Origin of the sequence: Streptomyces sp. CBMA291, assembly GCF_014596525.1 — a bacterium.
Lineage (GTDB): Bacteria > Actinomycetota > Actinomycetes > Streptomycetales > Streptomycetaceae > Streptomyces.
Genome location: NZ_MSJP01000015.1, coordinates 38,174 through 56,905 on the forward strand (window position 1 = coordinate 38,174; position 18,732 = coordinate 56,905).

General features: G+C 72.4%; 11 protein-coding genes. 2 read left to right on the forward strand and 9 right to left on the reverse strand.

The features are described 5' to 3' along the window. Positions 1–131: 131 nt before the first annotated feature. Both BU197_RS04495 and nrdR read right to left on the reverse strand, forming a co-directional pair. The gene (locus BU197_RS04495; protein WP_188266872.1) at positions 132–3,026 is read right to left on the reverse strand and encodes a vitamin B12-dependent ribonucleotide reductase; all 2,895 of its coding nucleotides are present in this window, start codon (positions 3,024–3,026) and stop codon (positions 132–134) included. A gap of 176 nt (positions 3,027–3,202) precedes the next feature. Continuing rightward, a complete protein-coding gene (gene nrdR, locus BU197_RS04500) occupies positions 3,203–3,712 on the reverse strand; it encodes a transcriptional regulator NrdR (RefSeq protein WP_188266873.1) in 510 nt (169 codons plus the stop codon). A gap of 443 nt (positions 3,713–4,155) precedes the next feature. Between nrdR and lexA the strand changes: the two genes are divergently transcribed. Continuing rightward, on the forward strand, positions 4,156–4,944 hold the full coding sequence (lexA, locus tag BU197_RS04505) for a transcriptional repressor LexA (RefSeq protein ID WP_188266874.1): 789 nt from the start codon (positions 4,156–4,158) through the stop codon (positions 4,942–4,944). Between the two features lie 324 nt (positions 4,945–5,268). On the opposite strand, the gene BU197_RS04510 is transcribed toward lexA, so the two are convergent. From BU197_RS04510 to BU197_RS04530, 5 genes are all read right to left on the reverse strand, one after another. Continuing rightward, a complete protein-coding gene (locus tag BU197_RS04510) occupies positions 5,269–7,242 on the reverse strand; it encodes an ATP-dependent DNA helicase (protein ID WP_188266875.1) in 1,974 nt (657 codons plus the stop codon). A gap of 50 nt (positions 7,243–7,292) precedes the next feature. Continuing rightward, a complete protein-coding gene (locus BU197_RS04515; protein WP_188266876.1) occupies positions 7,293–9,143 on the reverse strand; it encodes an IucA/IucC family protein in 1,851 nt (616 codons plus the stop codon). Between the two features lie 84 nt (positions 9,144–9,227). Beyond that, positions 9,228–10,085 (reverse strand): GNAT family N-acetyltransferase, encoded by an 858-nt coding sequence (locus tag BU197_RS04520; protein WP_188266877.1) that lies wholly within the window; start codon positions 10,083–10,085, stop codon positions 9,228–9,230. 67 nt (positions 10,086–10,152) lie between these two features. Then, entirely contained in the window at positions 10,153–12,252 is a 2,100-nt protein-coding gene (locus BU197_RS04525) for an IucA/IucC family protein (protein WP_317452155.1), read from the reverse strand. A gap of 40 nt (positions 12,253–12,292) precedes the next feature. Further along, complete coding sequence (locus BU197_RS04530) at positions 12,293–13,861, reverse strand: diaminobutyrate--2-oxoglutarate transaminase family protein (RefSeq protein WP_411158439.1); 1,569 nt, start codon at positions 13,859–13,861, stop codon at positions 12,293–12,295. A 292-nt stretch (positions 13,862–14,153) separates the two neighbouring features. On the opposite strand from BU197_RS04530, the gene BU197_RS04535 reads away from it, so the two are divergent. Next, the gene (locus BU197_RS04535) at positions 14,154–15,329 is read left to right on the forward strand and encodes a trypsin-like serine peptidase (protein ID WP_188266878.1); all 1,176 of its coding nucleotides are present in this window, start codon (positions 14,154–14,156) and stop codon (positions 15,327–15,329) included. Between the two features lie 88 nt (positions 15,330–15,417). Here the strand turns inward: BU197_RS04535 and hflX are convergent, their stop codons facing one another. Both hflX and BU197_RS04545 read right to left on the reverse strand, forming a co-directional pair. Then, positions 15,418–16,911, reverse strand: coding sequence for a GTPase HflX (gene hflX / locus BU197_RS04540; RefSeq protein ID WP_188266879.1), 1,494 nt, complete (start codon positions 16,909–16,911; stop codon positions 15,418–15,420). Between the two features lie 121 nt (positions 16,912–17,032). Next, on the reverse strand, positions 17,033–18,520 hold the full coding sequence (locus BU197_RS04545) for a M1 family metallopeptidase (RefSeq protein ID WP_188266880.1): 1,488 nt from the start codon (positions 18,518–18,520) through the stop codon (positions 17,033–17,035). Positions 18,521–18,732 lie beyond the last annotated feature (212 nt).

The window sequence follows — 18,732 nt, forward strand, 5'->3', positions numbered from 1 at the left end:
GGGCCCCGGGGACACGCGGAAGGGGACCGGCGCGAGACCGGTCCCCTTCACTCGGCGCTACGGGCGCCGTGCCGCTCGCTCACCGGGGCGACCCCGCCGGATGTCGACATCCGGCGCGGTGCCCTCGGGTGTCAGCTACAGCCGCTGGTGGAGCCGCAGCCCTCGCAGATGTAGCAGGAGCCCGCCCGCTGCATCTTCGTGCCGCAGGAGAAGCAGAGCGGGGCGTCGGCGCTGATGCCGAGCTGCATCTCGACCAGCTCGGCCGAGGTGTGCGCCTGCTTGGGGGCCGGGACCTCGACCTTCGGGGCCGGGGCGGCGACGGCCTTCAGCTCCTGGGTGCGGGGAGCCGACTGGGCCAGCGCCTCCACGTCGACGTCCTCGTCCTCGACCTGCTCGTACGAGCCGGTGTCGAGGTGACGCTGACGCTCCTCGGCGGAGTGGATGCCGAGGGCGGAGCGGGTCTCGAAGGGCAGGAAGTCGAGCGCCAGGCGGCGGAAGATGTAGTCGACGATCGACTGCGCCATCCGCACGTCCGGGTCGTCCGTCATGCCGGCCGGCTCGAAGCGCATGTTGGTGAACTTCGAGACGTACGTCTCCAGGGGCACGCCGTACTGGAGGCCGACGGAGACCGCGATGGAGAAGGCGTCCATCATGCCGGCGAGCGTCGAGCCCTGCTTGGACATCTTCAGGAAGACCTCGCCGAGACCGTCGTCCGGGTAGGAGTTGGCGGTCATGTAGCCCTCGGCGCCACCGACGGTGAAGGAGGTGGTGATCCCCGGACGGCCCTTGGGCAGACGCTTGCGGACCGGGCGGTACTCGACGACCTTCTCGACGGCCTCGCGGATCGTCGCCTCGGACTTCGCGGTGACCGCGACCTTCTCGTCCTCCTTCTTCTTGGCGGAGAGCGGCTGGCCGACCTTGCAGTTGTCGCGGTAGATCGCGAGCGCCTTGACGCCCATCTTCCAGGCCTCGAAGTAGACCTCCTCGACGTCCTCGACCGTGGCCGTCTCCGGCAGGTTCACGGTCTTGGAGAGGGCGCCGGAGATCCACGGCTGGATCGCGGCCATCATGCGGACGTGGCCCATCGCGGAGATGGAACGCTCGCCCATGGCGCAGTCGAAGACCTCGTAGTGCTCGGTCTTCAGACCGGGGGCGTCGATCACATTGCCGTTCTCGGCGATGTGGGCGACGATCGCCTCGATCTGCTCCTCCTGGTAGCCCAGGCGGCGCAGGGCCTGCGGGACGGTGCCGTTGACGATCTGCATCGAGCCGCCGCCGACCAGCTTCTTGAACTTGACCAGGGCGAGGTCGGGCTCAAGGCCGGTGGTGTCGCAGGACATCGCGAGACCGATGGTGCCGGTCGGGGCGATGACCGAGGCCTGGGCGTTGCGGAAGCCGTTCTTGGCGCCGAGGCGGATCACGTCCTGCCAGGCCTCCGTCGCGGCGGCCCAGATCGGCGAGTCCAGGTCGTCCACGTGGACGGCCTTGGTGTTCTCGTCGGCGTGCTGCTGCATGACGCGCTGGTGCGGCTCGGCGTTGCGGGCGTAACCGTCGTACGCGCCGACGACGGCGGCAAGCTCGGCGGAGCGCTTGTACGAGGTGCCGGTCATCAGGGAGGTGATGGCACCGGCGAGGGCGCGGCCGCCGTCGGAGTCGTACGCGTGGCCGGTCGCCATCAGCAGGGCGCCGAGGTTGGCGTAGCCGATGCCGAGCTGGCGGTAGGCGCGGGTGTTCTCGCCGATCTTCTCGGTGGGGAAGTCGGCGAAGCAGATGGAGATGTCCATCGCGGTGATGACCAGCTCGACGACCTTGGCGAAACGCTCGACGTCGAAGGACTGCTTGCCCTTGCCGTCGTCGTCGAGGAACTTCATCAGGTTCAGCGAGGCGAGGTTGCAGGACGTGTTGTCCAGGTGCATGTACTCGCTGCACGGGTTCGAGCCGTTGATACGACCGGACTCGGGGCAGGTGTGCCAGTGGTTGATCGTGTCGTCGTACTGGATGCCCGGGTCGGCGCAGGCCCACGCGGCCTCGGCCATCTTGCGGAAGAGCGACTTGGCGTCGACCTCCTCGATGACCTCGCCGGTCATGCGGGCACGCAGACCGAAGCTGCCGCCGGACTCCACGGCCTTCATGAACTCGTCGTTCACGCGGACGGAGTTGTTGGCGTTCTGGTACTGGACGGACGTGATGTCGTCGCCGCCCAGGTCCATGTCGAAGCCCGCGTCACGGAGGGCGCGGATCTTCTCCTCCTCCTTGACCTTGGTCTCGATGAAGTTCTCGATGTCGGGGTGGTCGACGTCGAGAATGACCATCTTGGCCGCGCGGCGGGTGGCGCCACCGGACTTGATCGTTCCGGCGGAGGCGTCGGCGCCCCGCATGAAGGAGACCGGGCCGGAGGCGTTGCCGCCGGAGGAGAGCAGCTCCTTGGAGGAGCGGATGCGGGAGAGGTTCAGGCCGGCACCGGAGCCGCCCTTGAAGATCATGCCCTCTTCCTTGTACCAGTCGAGGATCGACTCCATGGAGTCGTCGACGGACAGGATGAAGCAGGCGGAGACCTGCTGCGGCTGCGGCGTGCCGACGTTGAACCAGACCGGCGAGTTGAAGCTGAAGATCTGGTGGAGGAGGGCGTAGGTGAGCTCGTGCTCGAAGATCTCGGCGTCGGCGGGCGAGGCGAAGTAGCCGTACTCCTCGCCGGCCTTCGTGTAGGTCTTCACGATGCGGTCGATGAGCTGCTTCAGACCGGTCTCGCGCTGCGGGGTGCCGACGGCCCCGCGGAAGTACTTGCTGGTGACGATGTTGACCGCGTTCACCGACCAGAAGTCGGGGAACTCGACGCCACGCTGCTCGAAGTTGATCGAGCCGTCGCGCCAGTTGGTCATGACGACGTCACGGCGCTCCCAGGCCACCTCGTCGTACGGATGCACGCCGGGGGTGGTGTGGATGCGCTCGATACGCAGGCCCTTGCTCGCCGACTTGGCTCCCTTGGTGCGGGAACCACGTGCCGGGCCGCTCGCCGTCTCTGTCATGCCGCCTCCCATATACGGGCAAAACACACTTTGGCGCCCAGAAAGTCCCAGGGCACCGTCTTCATCTGCTGTGTCGTTCTGTACTGCTGCCAGGGGCATCGCGAAGGAACGCCCCGGGCACGTCTGCCGGGCCGCATGGCGGCCGGTCGCCGGGCCCCGAGGGCCCGGACCGCCGATCAGTCGGCGGTGGTGGCGGGAACGGGGACCACAGGGGTCGCTCCGGTCCCGCAGTTCTCAGCGGGAGGCCGTACGCGGAGTTCCGCGATGGCGGCCTCGAAGTCTTCCAGGCTGTCGAAAGCCTTGTACACGGACGCGAAGCGCAGGTACGCGACGAGGTCGAGTTCCTGAAGCGGGCCGAGGATGGCCAGCCCCACGTCGTGTGTGGTCAGCTCGGCGCTGCCGGTGGCGCGCACCGCCTCCTCGACCCGCTGGCCGAGCTTGGCGAGGGCGTCCTCGGTGACCGGACGCCCCTGGCACGCCTTGCGGACGCCGGAGATGACCTTGGTACGACTGAACGGTTCGGTGACACCGGACCGCTTCACCACCATGAGCGAGCACGTCTCCACCGTCGTGAAACGACGGGAGCAGTCGGGGCACTGGCGACGGCGTCGGATCGACGTCCCGTCATCGGTGGTGCGACTGTCGACGACTCGGCTGTCGGGGTGCCTGCAGAAGGGGCAGTGCATTGGTTCCGACCCTCCCTCACGGCACGACTGGTGAACCTCGCCGGCCCCTCGGGGCCCTGCGAAGCGACCACCAGCATAGGCGATGCGGACACCCCCGGCGGACCGAGGGACCACAACCCCTGGGTGGTCGATCACATACAACCACTAGATCTTGGGTTGTGGGCGATTCCGGACCCCCACGCGTGTCGCGGCGTCACAGGTCCCTGAAGACGGGCCGCGCGGGTGCCACACTGGGGGCACGCCTCGGCCCGAGGCCCAGCGGCGAGGTTACCGCAATGACCGAATTGAACCAGTGGGCGGCTGCGGAGTGACCCCGCTCATACACCTCCACACTGACTGGCGAAGGGCAATCTGCGAATTTTCACTCGAACGTGTGTTTGGCGCAACCTTTCGAAAGCTACTACCGTTGTGCCAGCCAGGGAGACCATTCGAGAGGGGCCGACGTGACCACCACCGCAGACAGCGCCACCATCACCGCCCAGGACCGCTCCCAGGGCCGACTCGAGCAGGTGCATGCCATGAATGACATCGGCATGACCGGCGAGGACCCCGGGCGCCCCGCGCGGGCCCTTCCCGGCCGACCCCCTGGCATCCGGGCGGACAGCTCCGGCCTCACCGACCGGCAGCGCCGGGTCATCGAGGTCATCCGTGACTCGGTCCAGCGACGAGGCTACCCACCGTCGATGCGTGAGATCGGACAGGCGGTAGGCCTCTCCAGCACCTCGTCGGTGGCCCACCAGCTCATGGCGCTCGAACGCAAGGGCTTCCTCCGGCGCGACCCGCACCGGCCCCGCGCCTACGAGGTGCGCGGCTCCGACCAGCCGAGCACCCAGCCCACGGACACCACCGGCAAGCCCGCCGCGTCCTACGTGCCGCTGGTCGGCCGTATCGCCGCCGGTGGCCCGATCCTGGCCGAGGAGTCCGTCGAGGACGTCTTCCCCCTCCCCCGGCAGCTGGTCGGCGACGGTGAGCTGTTCGTCCTCAAGGTCGTCGGCGACTCGATGATCGAGGCCGCCATCTGCGACGGCGACTGGGTCACCGTCCGCCGCCAGCCCGTGGCGGAGAACGGCGACATCGTCGCCGCCATGCTGGACGGCGAGGCCACGGTCAAGCGCTTCAAGCGCGAGGACGGGCACGTCTGGCTGCTGCCGCACAACTCCGCGTACCAGCCGATCCCCGGCGACGAGGCCACCATCCTCGGCAAGGTCGTGGCGGTGCTGCGACGGGTGTGACCCCACCCCGTCGGCTCTGAACCGGGCCCCTGGACCTCCTGCGCCGGTCCAGGGGCCCCGCCATGTCCCGAAGCGCCCCGGGCCCCGCGAAAGACCCGGGGCGCGCGTGTGAACCGGCCGGGTCCCGGTGGCCCCGACCCCGGAGGCCCTTCGAAGGACCCCCGGAGGCCCCGGGGGCACGCGTACGGGCCAGGACCAGGCCGATACGGAGTCCACAGGCGCCTCCTCCGGTCCTGGGGCCCCGGGCCGCCTCCTCCGGTCCCGGAAGGGCCATCCACCTGTTCTCGGCGGCCCGCCGTTCTTCTCGGCTGCCCGCCGTTCTTCTCAGCTGCCCGCCGTCTTCGACGCCGCGTCGATCGCCGCCAGGGACTTCCGCACCTGGTTGCGGTCGGTCGTGTACCAGAAGTCGGGCAGCGAGGACTTCAGATAGCCGCCGTACCGGGCCGTCGCGAGACGGGGATCGAGCACCGCCACGACGCCCCGGTCCCCCGTGGCCCGGACCAGCCGGCCCGCGCCCTGCGCCATGAGCAGCGCCGCGTGCGTCGCCGCGACCGCCATGAAGCCATTGCCTCCGGCTTCCTCCACGGACTTCTGCCGGGCGCTCATCAGCGGGTCGTCGGGGCGCGGGAACGGGATCTTGTCCATGACGACCAGCTGGCAGCTCGGCCCGGGGACGTCCACGCCCTGCCAGAGCGAGAGCGTGCCGAAGAGGCAGGTCCGCGGGTCGGCGGCGAAGTTCTTGATCAGCTCGCCCAGCGTGTCCTCGCCCTGGAGCAGGATCGGCAGCTCGGGCACCCGGCTCCGCAGCTCCTCGGCCGCCTGCTGGGCCGCGCGCATCGAGGAGAACAGACCGAGGGTCCGTCCGCCGGCCGCCTGCATCAGCTCGGTCAGCTCGTCGAGCATGTCACCCCGGTCGCCGTCCCTGGCGGGCCGGGACAGGTGCTTGGCGACGTACAGGATGCCCTGCCGGGGGTAGTCGAACGGGGAGCCGACGTCGATGCCCTTCCAGACGGGCAGGTCGTCGCCCTGGACGCCCTCGGGGGCGAGGCCGAGGGAGGCCCCGACCCCGTTGAAGTCGCCGCCCAGCTTGAGCGTGGCCGAGGCGAGGACCACGGAGCGCTCGGTGAACAGCTTCTCCCTGAGCAGCCCCGACACGGTCAGCGGCGCGACCCGCAGCGAGGCGCCGAACCGGTCGTGCCGCTCGTACCAGACGACGTCGTACTCGGAGCCCTGGGTGATCCGCTCCGCGACGCCGTGCACGGTCTCCACCGAGGCCATCGCCTGCTTGCGGACCGCGTCCTCGTCCTGCACGGCCCGGTCGCGGGTGGAGCCCAGGGCCGTGATCACCGAGCGGGCCGCGTCCCGCAGCGCCATCAGGGCATACGTCAGGTCCTCCGGGATCTCCTCAAGGCGCCCCGGCAGGGCCAGCTCCATCACCCGCTCGAACCCCTCGGCCGCGGTCTGGAGCTGGTCGGCGATCTTCTCGTCGACCAGCTTGGCGGACCGGCGGACCGCGCGGTTGACCTGGCCGGGGGTGAGTTCGCCGGTGGCCACGCCGGTCACCCGGGAGACCAGCTCGTGGGCCTCGTCGACGATCAGCACCTCGTGCTGCGGGAGCACCGGGGCGCCCTCGATGGCGTCGATGGCGAGCAGGGCGTGGTTGGTGACGACGACATCGGCGAGCTTGGCGCGCTCGCGGGCCGCCTCGGCGAAGCACTCGGCGCCGTACGCGCACTTGGAGGCGCCCAGGCACTCCCGGGAGGAGACGGAGACCTGGGCCCAGGCCTTGTCGGAGACGCCCGGGGTCAGATCGTCCCGGTCGCCCGTCTCCGTCTCGTCGGACCAGTCGCGGAGCCGGATGAGGTCCTGGCCGAGCTTGCTGCTGGGCGCAGCGGACTCGAAGGGGTCGAAGAGGCCCTCCTCCTCATCCTGCGGGACCCCTTCGTGGAGCCGGTGCAGACAGAGGTAGTTGGACCGGCCCTTGAGCATGGCGAACTGGGGGCGGCGGCGCAGCTGCGGGTGCAGGGCCTCGACCGTCCTGGGCAGGTCGCGCTCGACGAGCTGGCGCTGGAGCGCCAGGGTGGCGGTGGCCACCACCACCCGCTCGCCCTGGGCCAGCGCCGGCACGAGATAGCCGAGCGACTTTCCGGTGCCGGTGCCCGCCTGGACGAGCAGGTGGGAGTTGTCGTCGATGGCCTCGGCCACGGCCTCGGCCATGGTGACCTGGCCGGGTCGCTCCGTGCCGCCGACGGCGGAGACGGCGGCGTGGAGGAGGTCGGGGAGGGATGGCTTCGTCATAGCTCTCCCACCCTACGGGGCACCACCGACAAGGCCGGCACGCGCACGCGTCACGCCAGCGGGTTGGGGACGGTGCCGTGGACGGCCGCGTGGGGGCGCAGGGCCCGGTCCCGGTAGCCGTCCAGGTGCAGACGGTTGCGGTTGAGACAGAGCCGTTCGATCCGGGGGGTGAGGAGGTCGAAGAGCTCGAACCGTTCCTTGAGGTCGGGGAAGCGTGCCTGGTGGCGCAGGATCTCGTCGCGCACGAGCCCCCAGAAGTCGTTCTCGGGCACTCCCAGTTGCTCCTCGCAGAGCGGTGCGAGGTAGCGGAAGACGCCGACGAAGAGCCCCGAATGGATGAACTGCACGAGGAAGCCCGGCTCCTCGGTGAGGAGGACGGAGCGTACGGCGTCGGGGAGCGTGTCGTGCTCGGGGAGGGGGTAGGCGCTGAGGTTGATGTCGTCGACGAAGTCCTTGATCGCCAGGCGTACGGGGACGTCCTGCTCGTCGTAGACCACGATGGCGTTCTCCCCGTGCGGGGAGAAGACCGTGCCGTAGCGGTAGAGGAAGTGCAGCAGCGGGGGCAGCAGGGCGGCGAGCAGGCGGCGGAGCCAGACGGTGGGGGCGAGTCCCGAGCGGTCGACGAGTTCGGCGACGAAGGCGCGGCCCGTCGGGTCGGTGTGGAGCAGCGAGGCGAGGGTGCGGGCGCGCTCGCCGGGCGGGAGCCGCAGCGGTTCGCGCCAGATCGCGCCGAGGAGTTCCCGGTACTGGTACGGGACTTGGGGCAGCCGGTCGTACAGCGGATGTCCGACGGCGACGGAGGCGACCTCGCCGAGCAGGACGACCCCGCACTCCTCGCTCAGGAAGGGGTCCGTGTCGCGCAGGGAGTGGACCCAGGCGGTGACGGCGGGGGCGGCGAGGGTCCGCTCGGTGGGCAGTCCGCGCCAGACGAGGGTGTTGAGGACGGAGAGCGGGAGCTTGACGGTGTGGCGGTCGGGGCGGCTGGTGTTGAGGAAGGTGCGGACCGACTGCTGGGGAAGGCGCAGATCGGGGTCGGTGGAGAGCGGGACGAGAGAGCCGTCGGCGAGGGCGGGGGCGTAGAGCGGGAGGAGGACCTCGTCCCACTGCCAGGGGTGGACGGGCAGCAGGAGGTAGTCGTCGGGCTGGTGGCCCCGGGCGGTCAGTTCGGCGCGGAAGGCCGCGTGGACCTCGGGGTCGAGTTCCCGGGCGTAGAGCCGGTCGGGGGTGTCGAGGCCGGTCACGCCCCGGTAGGTGCCGATGCGGCGGCTGACGGCGATCCACGGCAGCCGGGTGCGGCGGCGGGCCTCGGGGGCCCAGCGGGCGGTGTCGGTGGCGGAGAAGCCGATGCGGCCCTTGTTGAGGACGATCCAGGGGTGGCCGGTCTGGTGGCCTTCGAGTTCCGCGTACGGGAGGTCGGCGAGCCGGTCGGCGGTGAGGGCCGTGTGGTCGAGGCGGGCGTCGGCGGCGAGGGTCGCGGAGAGTTCGCGCAGGAGGTGTCCGAGGGTGGCGCCGTCGAGGTGGAGGAGGCGGCGGGCGCGGACGAGGAAGTCGAGCGGGTCGGTGAAGGGCCGTCCGTCCACGGTGATCGAGTCGGCGTCGACGTACCAGCCGTCGTAGGCGCCCCGGCGGGCGCGGAAGAGGAGGGTGGCGCAGCCCTCCAGCCCCAGCGCGTACCGGTTGGGTCCTTCGTAGGGCACGGCGACGGGGTGGAGGAGTTCCTCGTAGGCGAACTCGGCGATCGTCTTGGCGAGGAGCCGCGCGGAGGCCTTCTTCCAGACGGCGGCGGTCAGCTCGGGGGGTGCGAGCAGGACGGGGTCGCGGGGGTGGTCGGGGGTCGGTCCGGCGGGGGCGCCGGGGGCGGCGGATCGGGCGGAGTCGTGCGGTGCAGGGGACGTCGACACGAGGACTCCTCGGGGTGGGCACCGCCGTGGGACGGGCGGTGGGGTGGACGGGTTGGGTGGGGGCAGGGGGGCGGGCGGGGTGGGTCAGAGCAGCTGTCGGAGGTCGCGGTCGCGGATCATGAGCGCGGCTTGTCTGCCGGGCAGGTCGATCTCCGCCGCGTAGCGGAAGCCGCCGCCGAGGAAGGCGGCGACGGAGGGCGTGTTGCGGAGGTCGGGTTCGGCGACGACCCGGGCGCAGCGGGGACGGTGGTCGAGGACGAGGTCGGCGACGGCGCGCAGCAGGGTGGTGCCGAGGCCGCGCCCCCGGTCGCCGACGCCTCCGATCAGCAGGTGGAGGCCGGTGTCGTGGGGGCGGGCCGGGTAGTGGCGGGCGAGCGGGTCGAGATCGGCGCGGTAGATCTCGAAGTAGCTCATGGGGGTGCCGTCGAGGACGCCGAGGCAGGGGACGCTGCGGCCGTCGCCCGCCAGTTGGGCGCGGAGGTGGTCGGCGGTGACGGAGTCGGGCCCGGCGAGTTCCCAGAAGGCGGCTACGGCGGGATCGTTCATCCAGCGGACGAGGAGCGGGAGGTCCTGTTCGAGACGGACGGGGACGAGCCGGAAGCTGCCGAACGGGGTGACGGCGGGGCGCCAGGAGCCCACGTGGTCCAGGAGTTCGCCGGTGGGCGTACGGGGGGCGGCGGGCCCGCCGGTGCGGGGGCGGCGGTCAGGGCGGGCAGGGCGGGCAGGGCGGGCAGGGCGGGCAGGGCGGGCAGGGGTGGCGTACCCGGTCGTCGGCTGGTCGGGGTCCGTACGGGCGGAGTCGGCTGCGCCGGGGGCGGCGGGCCCGGTCTCGGGGGGCCCGGTCTCGGCGTGGCGGCCGTCGAGGAGGGCGACGAGGTCGTCGACGCGCAGGTCGAGGGTGTCGTCCCCGGGCGGGTCGGCCGGTGGGCGGGCGGATGGCACGGTGTCGCTCTCCTCTCGGTGGGCGGGGTCGGCGGACCCGTCCGGCGGACCGGACGGGTCCGCGGGGTCAGGCGCGGAGCGGGTTGGGGATGGTGACGTAGACGGACTGGGTGTCGACGGGGCCGACGAGTTCGTCCAGACCGTGCAGGCGGGTGAGGAGGTTGGCCTTGCTGCGCAGGGTGGCGGCCTCCAGGAGCCGGTTCGGCAGGGGGGAGCCGAGTCCGGTGGCTCCGGCGAGGAAGCTGCGGAAGGCGGCGAGCAGGACGCGCTCGTCGGCGAGGCGCTGGGAGCCGAACGCGCCGATCAGGCCGAGGACGTTGTTGATTCCGAGGTAGTAGGCGAAGCGTTCGTCGGTGACCTGGTCGGAGACGAAGGTGTCGCTCTCGTCGCCGAGACCGGGCAGGCGCTCCGTCAGCTCGCCCCGGTGGGACTCGCGGAAGTAGTAGCCCTGGTTGTCGCGGTATCGGCCGCCGGTCGGCCAGCCTTCGGGGTCGAGCAGGACCAGGGTGTTCTGCTGATGGGCCTCCAGGGCGATGCCGGCGTGTCCGTCGAGCCAGAGGACGGGGCGGACGACCTGGTCGAGGTAGCGGAGGAACCACTCGGCCGAGACGGCGGCGGCGGGGCGGCCGGTGCGGGCGGCGAGCCGGCCGATGACGTCGGCGAGCCGGGAGCGCAGGGTGGTGGAGCCGGGCCAGGGCCGGGGGGCGGTGAGGGCGGCGACGCAGACGGCGTCGTCGCCGTGGCGGAAGGGGTTGTGGCGGATCATGACGTCGAGTCCGGGGACGGGCGTGCCGTCGGGGGTGTCGACGGCGAGCCAGGCGGGGTCGCGGACGATGTCGAAGCCCGGGTGGGCGGTCTGCCACTCGTCGACGAGGCCGGTGCGGAGCAGCCGGTGGACCTCCACGCCCCGGTGGAGTTCCTTGCGGAGGTTCTCCCGGCGCGAGTTGGTGATGCGCAGGCCGAGGGAGAGCTTGAGCATGGCGCGGGCGCCGGGGCGGTGCAGGGTGCGGACGGACGAGGTGGGGTGCCAGGGGCTGCCGTGGTGGCCGAGGTCGTGGAGGAGACCGGCGTCGAGGAGGGCGCGGACTTCGGGGCGGTGCCGGAGTTCGCGGGCCTGCCAGGGGTGTACGGGCAGGGGCACGGTCCCGGCGGGTGTGGCGAGTCCTTCGGCGAGGCCGGTGACGAGTTGTTCGGCGGAGACGGGGCGGCCCTGTTCGGTCCAGGCGGAGTCGGCGGCGAGGACGGAGGGGTGGACGGCGAACCAGTGGAGCGGGAAGGCGCCGTGCAGTTCGGGCGAGTAGAGCCGGGACTCGGCTTCGGAGAGGCCTTCGCGGCTCTTGGGGGTGGGGTGGAGCGGGTGTCCGAGGACGAGGGACTGTTCGGCGGCGAGGAAGAGATCGGCGTCCGGGTGCGGTTGGGGCCTGCGGCGGCGCTCGGCCAGGAAGTCGGCGGTGCGGCGGGCGGAGTCGGCGACCCGGCCGACGAGTTCGGTGCCCTCGGGGCGGCCGGACTCCCGGCCGAGGAGCGCGGCGACGGTCACGGCGTCGACGGTGGGCGCGGTGGCGGGGAGCCCTTCGAACGCGGGGGCGCCGAAGCGGTGCCAGCCGGTGGGCGACCAGTGGCGGACGGGGACGAGGAGGGCGGTGCCGCTGGCGTCGAGGGGGACGCGGAGGGTGCCGGTGGCGGGGGCCGTCAGGCCGGTCTCGCGGACCCAGCAGCGGAGCAGGTTCTCGACGGCGGCGGCGTCGGCGGCGCGCGCGGGGTCCGGGTCGTCCAGCGGGTCGAGGGCGGCCGGCGGGTCGAGGGCGGCCGGCGGGTCGAGGGTGGCCAGGAGGTCGGGTGCGTCGAGCGGGTCGAGGGTGCCGAGCGGGTCGGAGGTGTCCAGGAGACCGGAGGTGCCGAGCGGGTCGGTGTCCAGGAGGCCGGTGCCGCCGGAGGTGGCGGTGAGGGCCGGTCGGTGCGGGCGGGGGTCCTGCGGTCCGCTGTGCTGGCGCGGGACGGTGGCGTCGCCGGAGCCGTACGCGGAACCGGCGGTCAGAGCGGTCAGGGCGGTACGGGGTGAGGCGGCGAAGGTGTCGGGGGCGGTGCCGCCCGCTCCGGTGACGGCGGCGGGGGTGGCCGGTGCCGTCGTGGTGGCGGGCGCCGGGGTGGTGGGGGTGGCGTTCACGGGGGCTTCCTTGAGGTGGGGCCGGGGGACGGTCCGGGTTTCAGTGGGCCGGCCCGGTGGGGGTCCGGGGGGCCGGGGGCCTTCGGGGGCCTGGCGGGTGGGGGGTGTGGGCTCGCTCGGCCGCGGCGAGGGCGTCGGCGAAGCGGTCCAGGACGGCGGTGGCCTGTTCGTCGGTGAGGGTGAGCGGGGGCAGCAGCCGGACCACCGCCGAGTGACGGCCGCCGAGTTCGACGATGAGGCCGCGGGCGAGGCACTCCCGCTGGACGGCGAGGGCGAGCGCGGGGTCGGCGGGCGGGACGGGGTCGTCGGGCCCGGTCGCGTCGGGGTCGACGAGTTCGACGCCGGTCATCAGGCCCCGGCCCCGGACGTCGCCGACGCCGGGGTGGGCGGCGGCCAGCTCCCCGAGCCGTTCGAGGATGCGGGCGCCGAGGGTCTCGGCGCGTTCGGCGAGCCGGTTCTCCCGTACGTAGGCGAGGGTGGCCGCGCCTGCCGCCAGGGCCAGTTGGTTGCCGCGGAAGGTCCCGGCGGGGGTGCCGGATTCCCAGGCGTCGAGTGCGGAGCGGTAGACGAGGACGGCGAGGGGCAGGGAGCCGCCGACGGCCCGGGAGAGGACCATCACGTCGGGGACGATCCCGCTGTGCTCGACGGCCCAGAAGGCGCCGGTGCGGCCGACGCCGGTCTGGGACTCGTCGACGACGAGCGGGAGGGAGCGCTCGGCGGTGATCCGGCGCAGGCGGCGCATCCAGTCGTCGGGGGCGGGGATGATCCCGCCCCCGTCCTGGACGGCCTCGACGATCATTCCGGCGGGGGCGGCGATTCCGCTCCCGGGGTCGTCGAGGAGGTTCTCGGTCCAGCGGGCGGCCAGTTCGGCGCCGAGGGTGCCGCCGACGCCGAAGGGGCAGCGGTAGCGCTGCGGGTAGGGCAGCCGGGTGGTCCGGGCGTCGGCGGTTCCGTCGGGGGCCGTGCCGTGGGGGGCGCCGGTGAAGGCGAGGAGCCCGTCGCGGCCGGTGGCCGTACGGACGAGGGCGAGCGCGGCTTCGACGGCGTCGGTTCCGGCGGGGCCGCAGAACCGGATGCGGGCGTCGTCGGCGAGGCCGCCGGGCAGGGTGGCGAACAGCTCGGTGGTGAAGGCGTCCTTGACGGGGGTGGCGTGGTCGAGGGCGTGCATCGGCGCGCCGGATTCGAGGACCTTGCGGACGGCTTCGAGGACCACGGGGTGGTTGTGGCCGAGGGCCAGGGTCCCGGCGCCGGAGAGGCAGTCGAGGTAGCGGCGGCCGTCGGCGCCCTCGACGGTGAGGCCCCGGGCCCTTACGGGGACGACCGGCAGGGAGCGGGCGTAGGTGCGGGCGGCGTACTCGCGCAGGGACTGACGGCGCAGGATGCCCTCGTATCCCCCGGCGCTCCGGGCCTGTTGACGAGCGGTCGCCCGTCGGGGCCGCTCGTCGGGTCCGCGGTCCCCGCTGCCCTGGCGGCCCTGCCCGGTCGCCCCGGACTCCCCGGCGTCGGACTCCCCGCGCGGCCGGGTGCCCGCATCCTCGGGCGTCCCGGCGTCCGGTCCCGTCTCGGCCACGGCTCGGTGTCCTCCCGCTGTAACGGTTGCGTTGCACATCGGGGCGGAGCGAAGCCGCGGCGAAAGCCGCCCGGAGCGTCGTCCCCGTGTCCCCCGTCCGTACCAACGACGCGGGCGGCCGGGGAACACGGGCCGGAACGAAGGAAGTCGGCGTGTCCGGGATCACGGCACGACAACGGCTCAGCGGTTGCCGGAACCGCCGCCCTGGCGCGTACCGTCCCCTCCGGCACCGGCATAGTGGGGCCTTCGGCCACCGTCCGTAGGGAGCTGGCCGGTTCCACCCATGCACCTGTACGAGTACCAGTAGACGTAGTCCCAGGGGGATCACGAGATGCGATCGATTCGTCCGCTGCTCACGGCGGCTTCCGCCGTCGCGGCGCTGACGCTCACCGTCACGGCCTGCGGCCCGAACGAGGAGACCGCGGGTGACAAGCCCAGCGCGACGGCGGCCGGGATACCGACCGACAAGATAAAGATCCCGGAGGACCTGAAGCAGCGTCTGAAGGACCACGGCATCGACGTCGACAAGTGGCGCAACGGCGAGTGGAAGAACTGGGACCGCGACAAGTGGCTGCGCGAGGCCAAGGACTTCGTCAACCCGATCATCGAGGACCTCTGGAACCCGGACCGGATGCGGGAGGCCGAGCGGCCCGACAAGCCGGTCGAGGAGGAGGACATCACGGGTGACGAGGGCGTCACCGACCCGACGCCCGTGCCGGTGCGGGCGAAGGCCGTGACGGCGAAGTACCACGCGAGCGCCCCGGCTTCGGGGAAGGTCTTCTTCGACGGGCCCGAGGGCTCGATGGTCTGCTCGGCCACGGTCGTGCGGGACCCGGCGCACCCCGGCAAGTCCAACCTGGTGTGGACGGCCGGTCACTGTGTCCACAAGGGCAAGCAGGGCGGCTGGTACCGCAACATCGCCTTCGTCCCCTCGTACAACGACGCGGCGCTCGCGACCTCCGAGCTGGAGAAGGCCACGCGGGAGCAGATCGCCCCGTACGGCGTGTGGTGGGCCGACTGGGTCAAGACCTCGGACCAGTGGATCGCGCGGGGCGCCTCGACCGGCGGCGCGGGCGCGCCGTACGACTTCGCGGTCATCCAGGTGACGCCGGAGAAGGGCGCCACGGGCAAGTCCCTTGAGGAGACGGTCGGTTCGGCGCTTCCGGTGGAGTTCAACGCTCCTGCCGTGCCGAAGGTCGCGAGCCTGACGGCGACCGGCTACCCGGCGGCCCCGCCGTTCGACGGGCAGAAGATGTTCCAGTGCTCGGACAAGCCGGGGCGTCTCTCCCTCTCGGCCGACCAGCCGACGATGTACCGCATCGGCTGCTCGATGACCGGTGGTTCGTCCGGTGGCGGCTGGGTCGCCCAGGGCCACGACGGCAAGCCCGCGCTGGTGTCGAACACCTCGATCGGCCCGTCGACGGCCGGCTGGCTCGCGGGTCCGCGCTTCGGCCCCGAGGCCAAGGCCGTCTTCGACTCGGTCAGCTCCAAGTACGCCGGGCAGTAGGCACCGCCCCCACGAGACGGGCGCCGTCCCCCACCCCTCGCGGGAGTGGGGGACGGCGCCCTCGCCGTCGGCGTGACGGATCCGTCCGTCAGTGCGCGGCCGGAACGTACGGTGCGAGCATCGCCGCCAGTTCCTCGTGCACCCGGGCCTTGAGCAGGGTGCCCTCCGGGGTGTGCTCCTCGGATTCGACCTCGCCCTCGGCGTGCACCCGCGAGACCAGACCGCCCTGCGTGTACGGCACGAGGACCTCCAGCTCGACCTCGGGGCGCGGCAGCTCGGCGTCGATCAGGGCGAGCAGCTCGGCCATGCCCTGGCCCGAGCGGGCCGAGACCACCAGGGAGTGCTTCTCCATCCGCTGGAGCCGCTGGATCACCAGCGGATCGGCCGCGTCCGCCTTGTTGATGACGACGATCTCCGGCACGTTCACCGCGCCGACGTCGCGGAAGACCTCGCGGACGGCGGCGAGCTGCTCCTCCGGGGCGGGGTGCGAGCCGTCCACCACGTGCAGGATGAGATCGGAGTCGCCGACCTCCTCCATGGTGGAGCGGAACGCCTCGACCAGGTGGTGCGGCAGGTGCCGGACGAAGCCGACGGTGTCGGCCAGGGTGTAGATCCGGCCGGTGGGCGTCTCGGCCCGGCGGACGGTCGGGTCGAGGGTGGCGAACAGCGCGTTCTCCACCAGGACGCCCGCGCCCGTGAGCCGGTTGAGCAGGGAGGACTTGCCCGCGTTGGTGTAGCCGGCGATGGCGACCGACGGCACCTTGTTGCGGCGCCGCTCCTGCCGCTTGATGTCACGGCCGGTCTTCATCTCCGCGATCTCCCGGCGCATCTTCGCCATCTTCTCGCGGATGCGGCGCCGGTCGGTCTCGATCTTGGTCTCACCGGGGCCGCGGGTGGCCATGCCGCCACCGCCGCCGCCGCCCATCTGCCGGGAGAGCGACTGGCCCCAGCCGCGCAGCCGGGGCAGCATGTACTGCATCTGGGCGAGCGCGACCTGCGCCTTGCCCTCGCGGGACTTGGCGTGCTGGGCGAAGATGTCGAGGATCAGGGCGGTCCGGTCGACCACCTTGACCTTGACGACGTCTTCGAGGGCGATGAGCTGGCCGGGGCTGAGTTCGCCGTCGCAGACGACGGTGTCGGCGCCGGTCTCCACGACGATGTCGCGCAGCTCGCGGGCCTTTCCGGAGCCGATGAAGGTCGCCGGGTCCGGCTTGTCACGGCGCTGGATCACGCCGTCGAGCACCAGCGCGCCCGCCGTCTCGGCGAGGGCGGCCAGCTCCGCGAGGGAGTTCTCCGCGTCCTGGACGGTCCCGGAGGTCCAGACACCGACCAGCACGACGCGCTCAAGGCGCAGCTGGCGGTACTCGACCTCGGTGACGTCCTCAAGCTCGGTGGAGAGGCCCGCCACACGGCGCAGCGCGGCGCGCTCGGAGCGGTCGAACTGGGCGCCGTCCCGCTCTCCGTCGATCTCGTGGCTCCAGGCGACGTCCTCTTCCATCAGGGCGTCGGCCCGAAGGCTCTCGGTACGGCTCGTCTGCGCGAAGCTCTGCTCGTCCTGGGAAGGGGAGGAAGAGGAGGTCATTTGATCCTTACGTCGAGAAGCGATGGGTCTGTTGTCGTCACAACGCGTGAGGGCGCCGGAAGATTCCCGGTCCCGGCCGCGTCGCCGACCCGACGATGGTGACACGGCCCGGCCTGGCGCGTCACCCGGGTTTGGCGGCGCCGGGGGTGGTCACCGGGCGGCTGTGCCAGTCCGGGTGGCCGGGCATCGGCGGGGTCTTCGGGTCGTACAGCCAGCCGTGCAGGAAGCCCGTGAGGTCACGCCCGGCGACCTCGCCCGCCAGGGCGATGAAGTCGGCGGTGTCGGCGTCGCCGTCCCGGTGTTCCTCGACCCAGCGGCGTTCCAGGCGCCGGAAGGCCTGGTCGCCGATCTCCCGGCGGAGCGCGTAGAGGGCGAGGGCGCTGCCGTCGTAGACCACGGGCCGGAAGATGCCGATCTTGTCGTCGTCGGCGGGGGGCTTGGGCAGGGCGGGCGGGCCGCCGTCCGCCCGCCACTGGTCGGAGAAGCCGTAGGCGGCCTTCATCCGCTGTTCCAGGGACTTGCCCGCCGTCTCCTCGGCGTACCGGGCCTCGTACCAGGTGGCGTGGCCCTCGTTGAGCCATACGTCGGACCAGACGCGCGGCGAGACGCTGTCGCCGAACCACTGGTGGGCCAGCTCGTGGACGAGGATCGAGTCGACGCGCCACTCCGGGTAGCCGGGGGTGGTGAAGAGGCGCCGCTCGAAGAGGGAGAGGGTCTGGGTCTCCAGCTCGAAGCCCGTGTCGGCGTCCGCGACGAGCAGCCCGTACGCCTCGAAGGGGTACGGGCCGACCTGCCGCTCCATCCACTTCAGGTGGCCGGGGGTCTTGCGCAGCCAGGGTTCGAGCAGCTCGCGGTCGGCGGTGCGGACCACGTCCCGGACGCGCAGACCGCCTGGTCCGGCGCGGTGGACGACGGTGGAGTCGCCGATGGAGATCTGGGCCAGTTCGGTGGCCATGGGGTGGACGACGCGGTAGGTCCAGGTGGTGGTGGCGCCGTGCCGGACACGGCCGGTGGCCAGGCCGTTGGCGACGACGGTGAGCGCGCTCGGGGCGGTGACCCGGAAGGTGAAGTAGGCCTTGTCCGAGGGGTGGTCGTTGGAGGGGAAGACGCGGTGGCCGGCGTCCGCCTGGTTGGCCATGGCGAGGCCGTCGCCGGTGCGGACCCAGCCGCCGGTGTCGGCGGGGCCCCTGGGGTCGCTGGTGTGGGTGACGGTGATGTCGATCCGTTCGCCGCGCTCGATCGGTACGGCGGGGGTGACGACCAGGTCCTCGCCGGCGGTGACGTAGGCGGCGGGCAGGCCGTCGACGGTGACGCCGGAGACCGTGCCGTGGGTGAAGTCGAGGTTGATCCGTTCCAGGTCGGCGGTGGCGAGCGCGTCGATCCGGGTCACGGCGGCCAGCGGCTCGGTGTTGACGCCGGGGTAGGTGAAGTCGAGGTCGTAGGCGAGGACGTCGTAGCCGGGGTTCCCGAGGTAGGGGTAGAGGCGGTCCCCGATGCCGAGGGGTTGCGGGGGCGGCAGCGCGGCGGCCACGAGACCGGCCGACGCGGCGACCAGGACGGCGCAGCGGAGCCACCGGGTGCGGGGCAGGGGGGTGCGGGCGAGCGGCATGGGCCAGGCCTTTCCGGAGGACTGGCCCTACGGCTACCAGGACGCTCCCCCTGCCCGGGGGCGACGCGCTCACCCACCACCCGAAGGGGGACACGCGAGGCCCGCGCGGGGCGGGGGCGGCTCGGTACGGGCCTGTCGGCCGGTCGTCCGGACCGGAGCCGGTCACGGACCGGGCGGCGAGCCGTGGCCGGGACCGGCACCCGGCCGGGGCG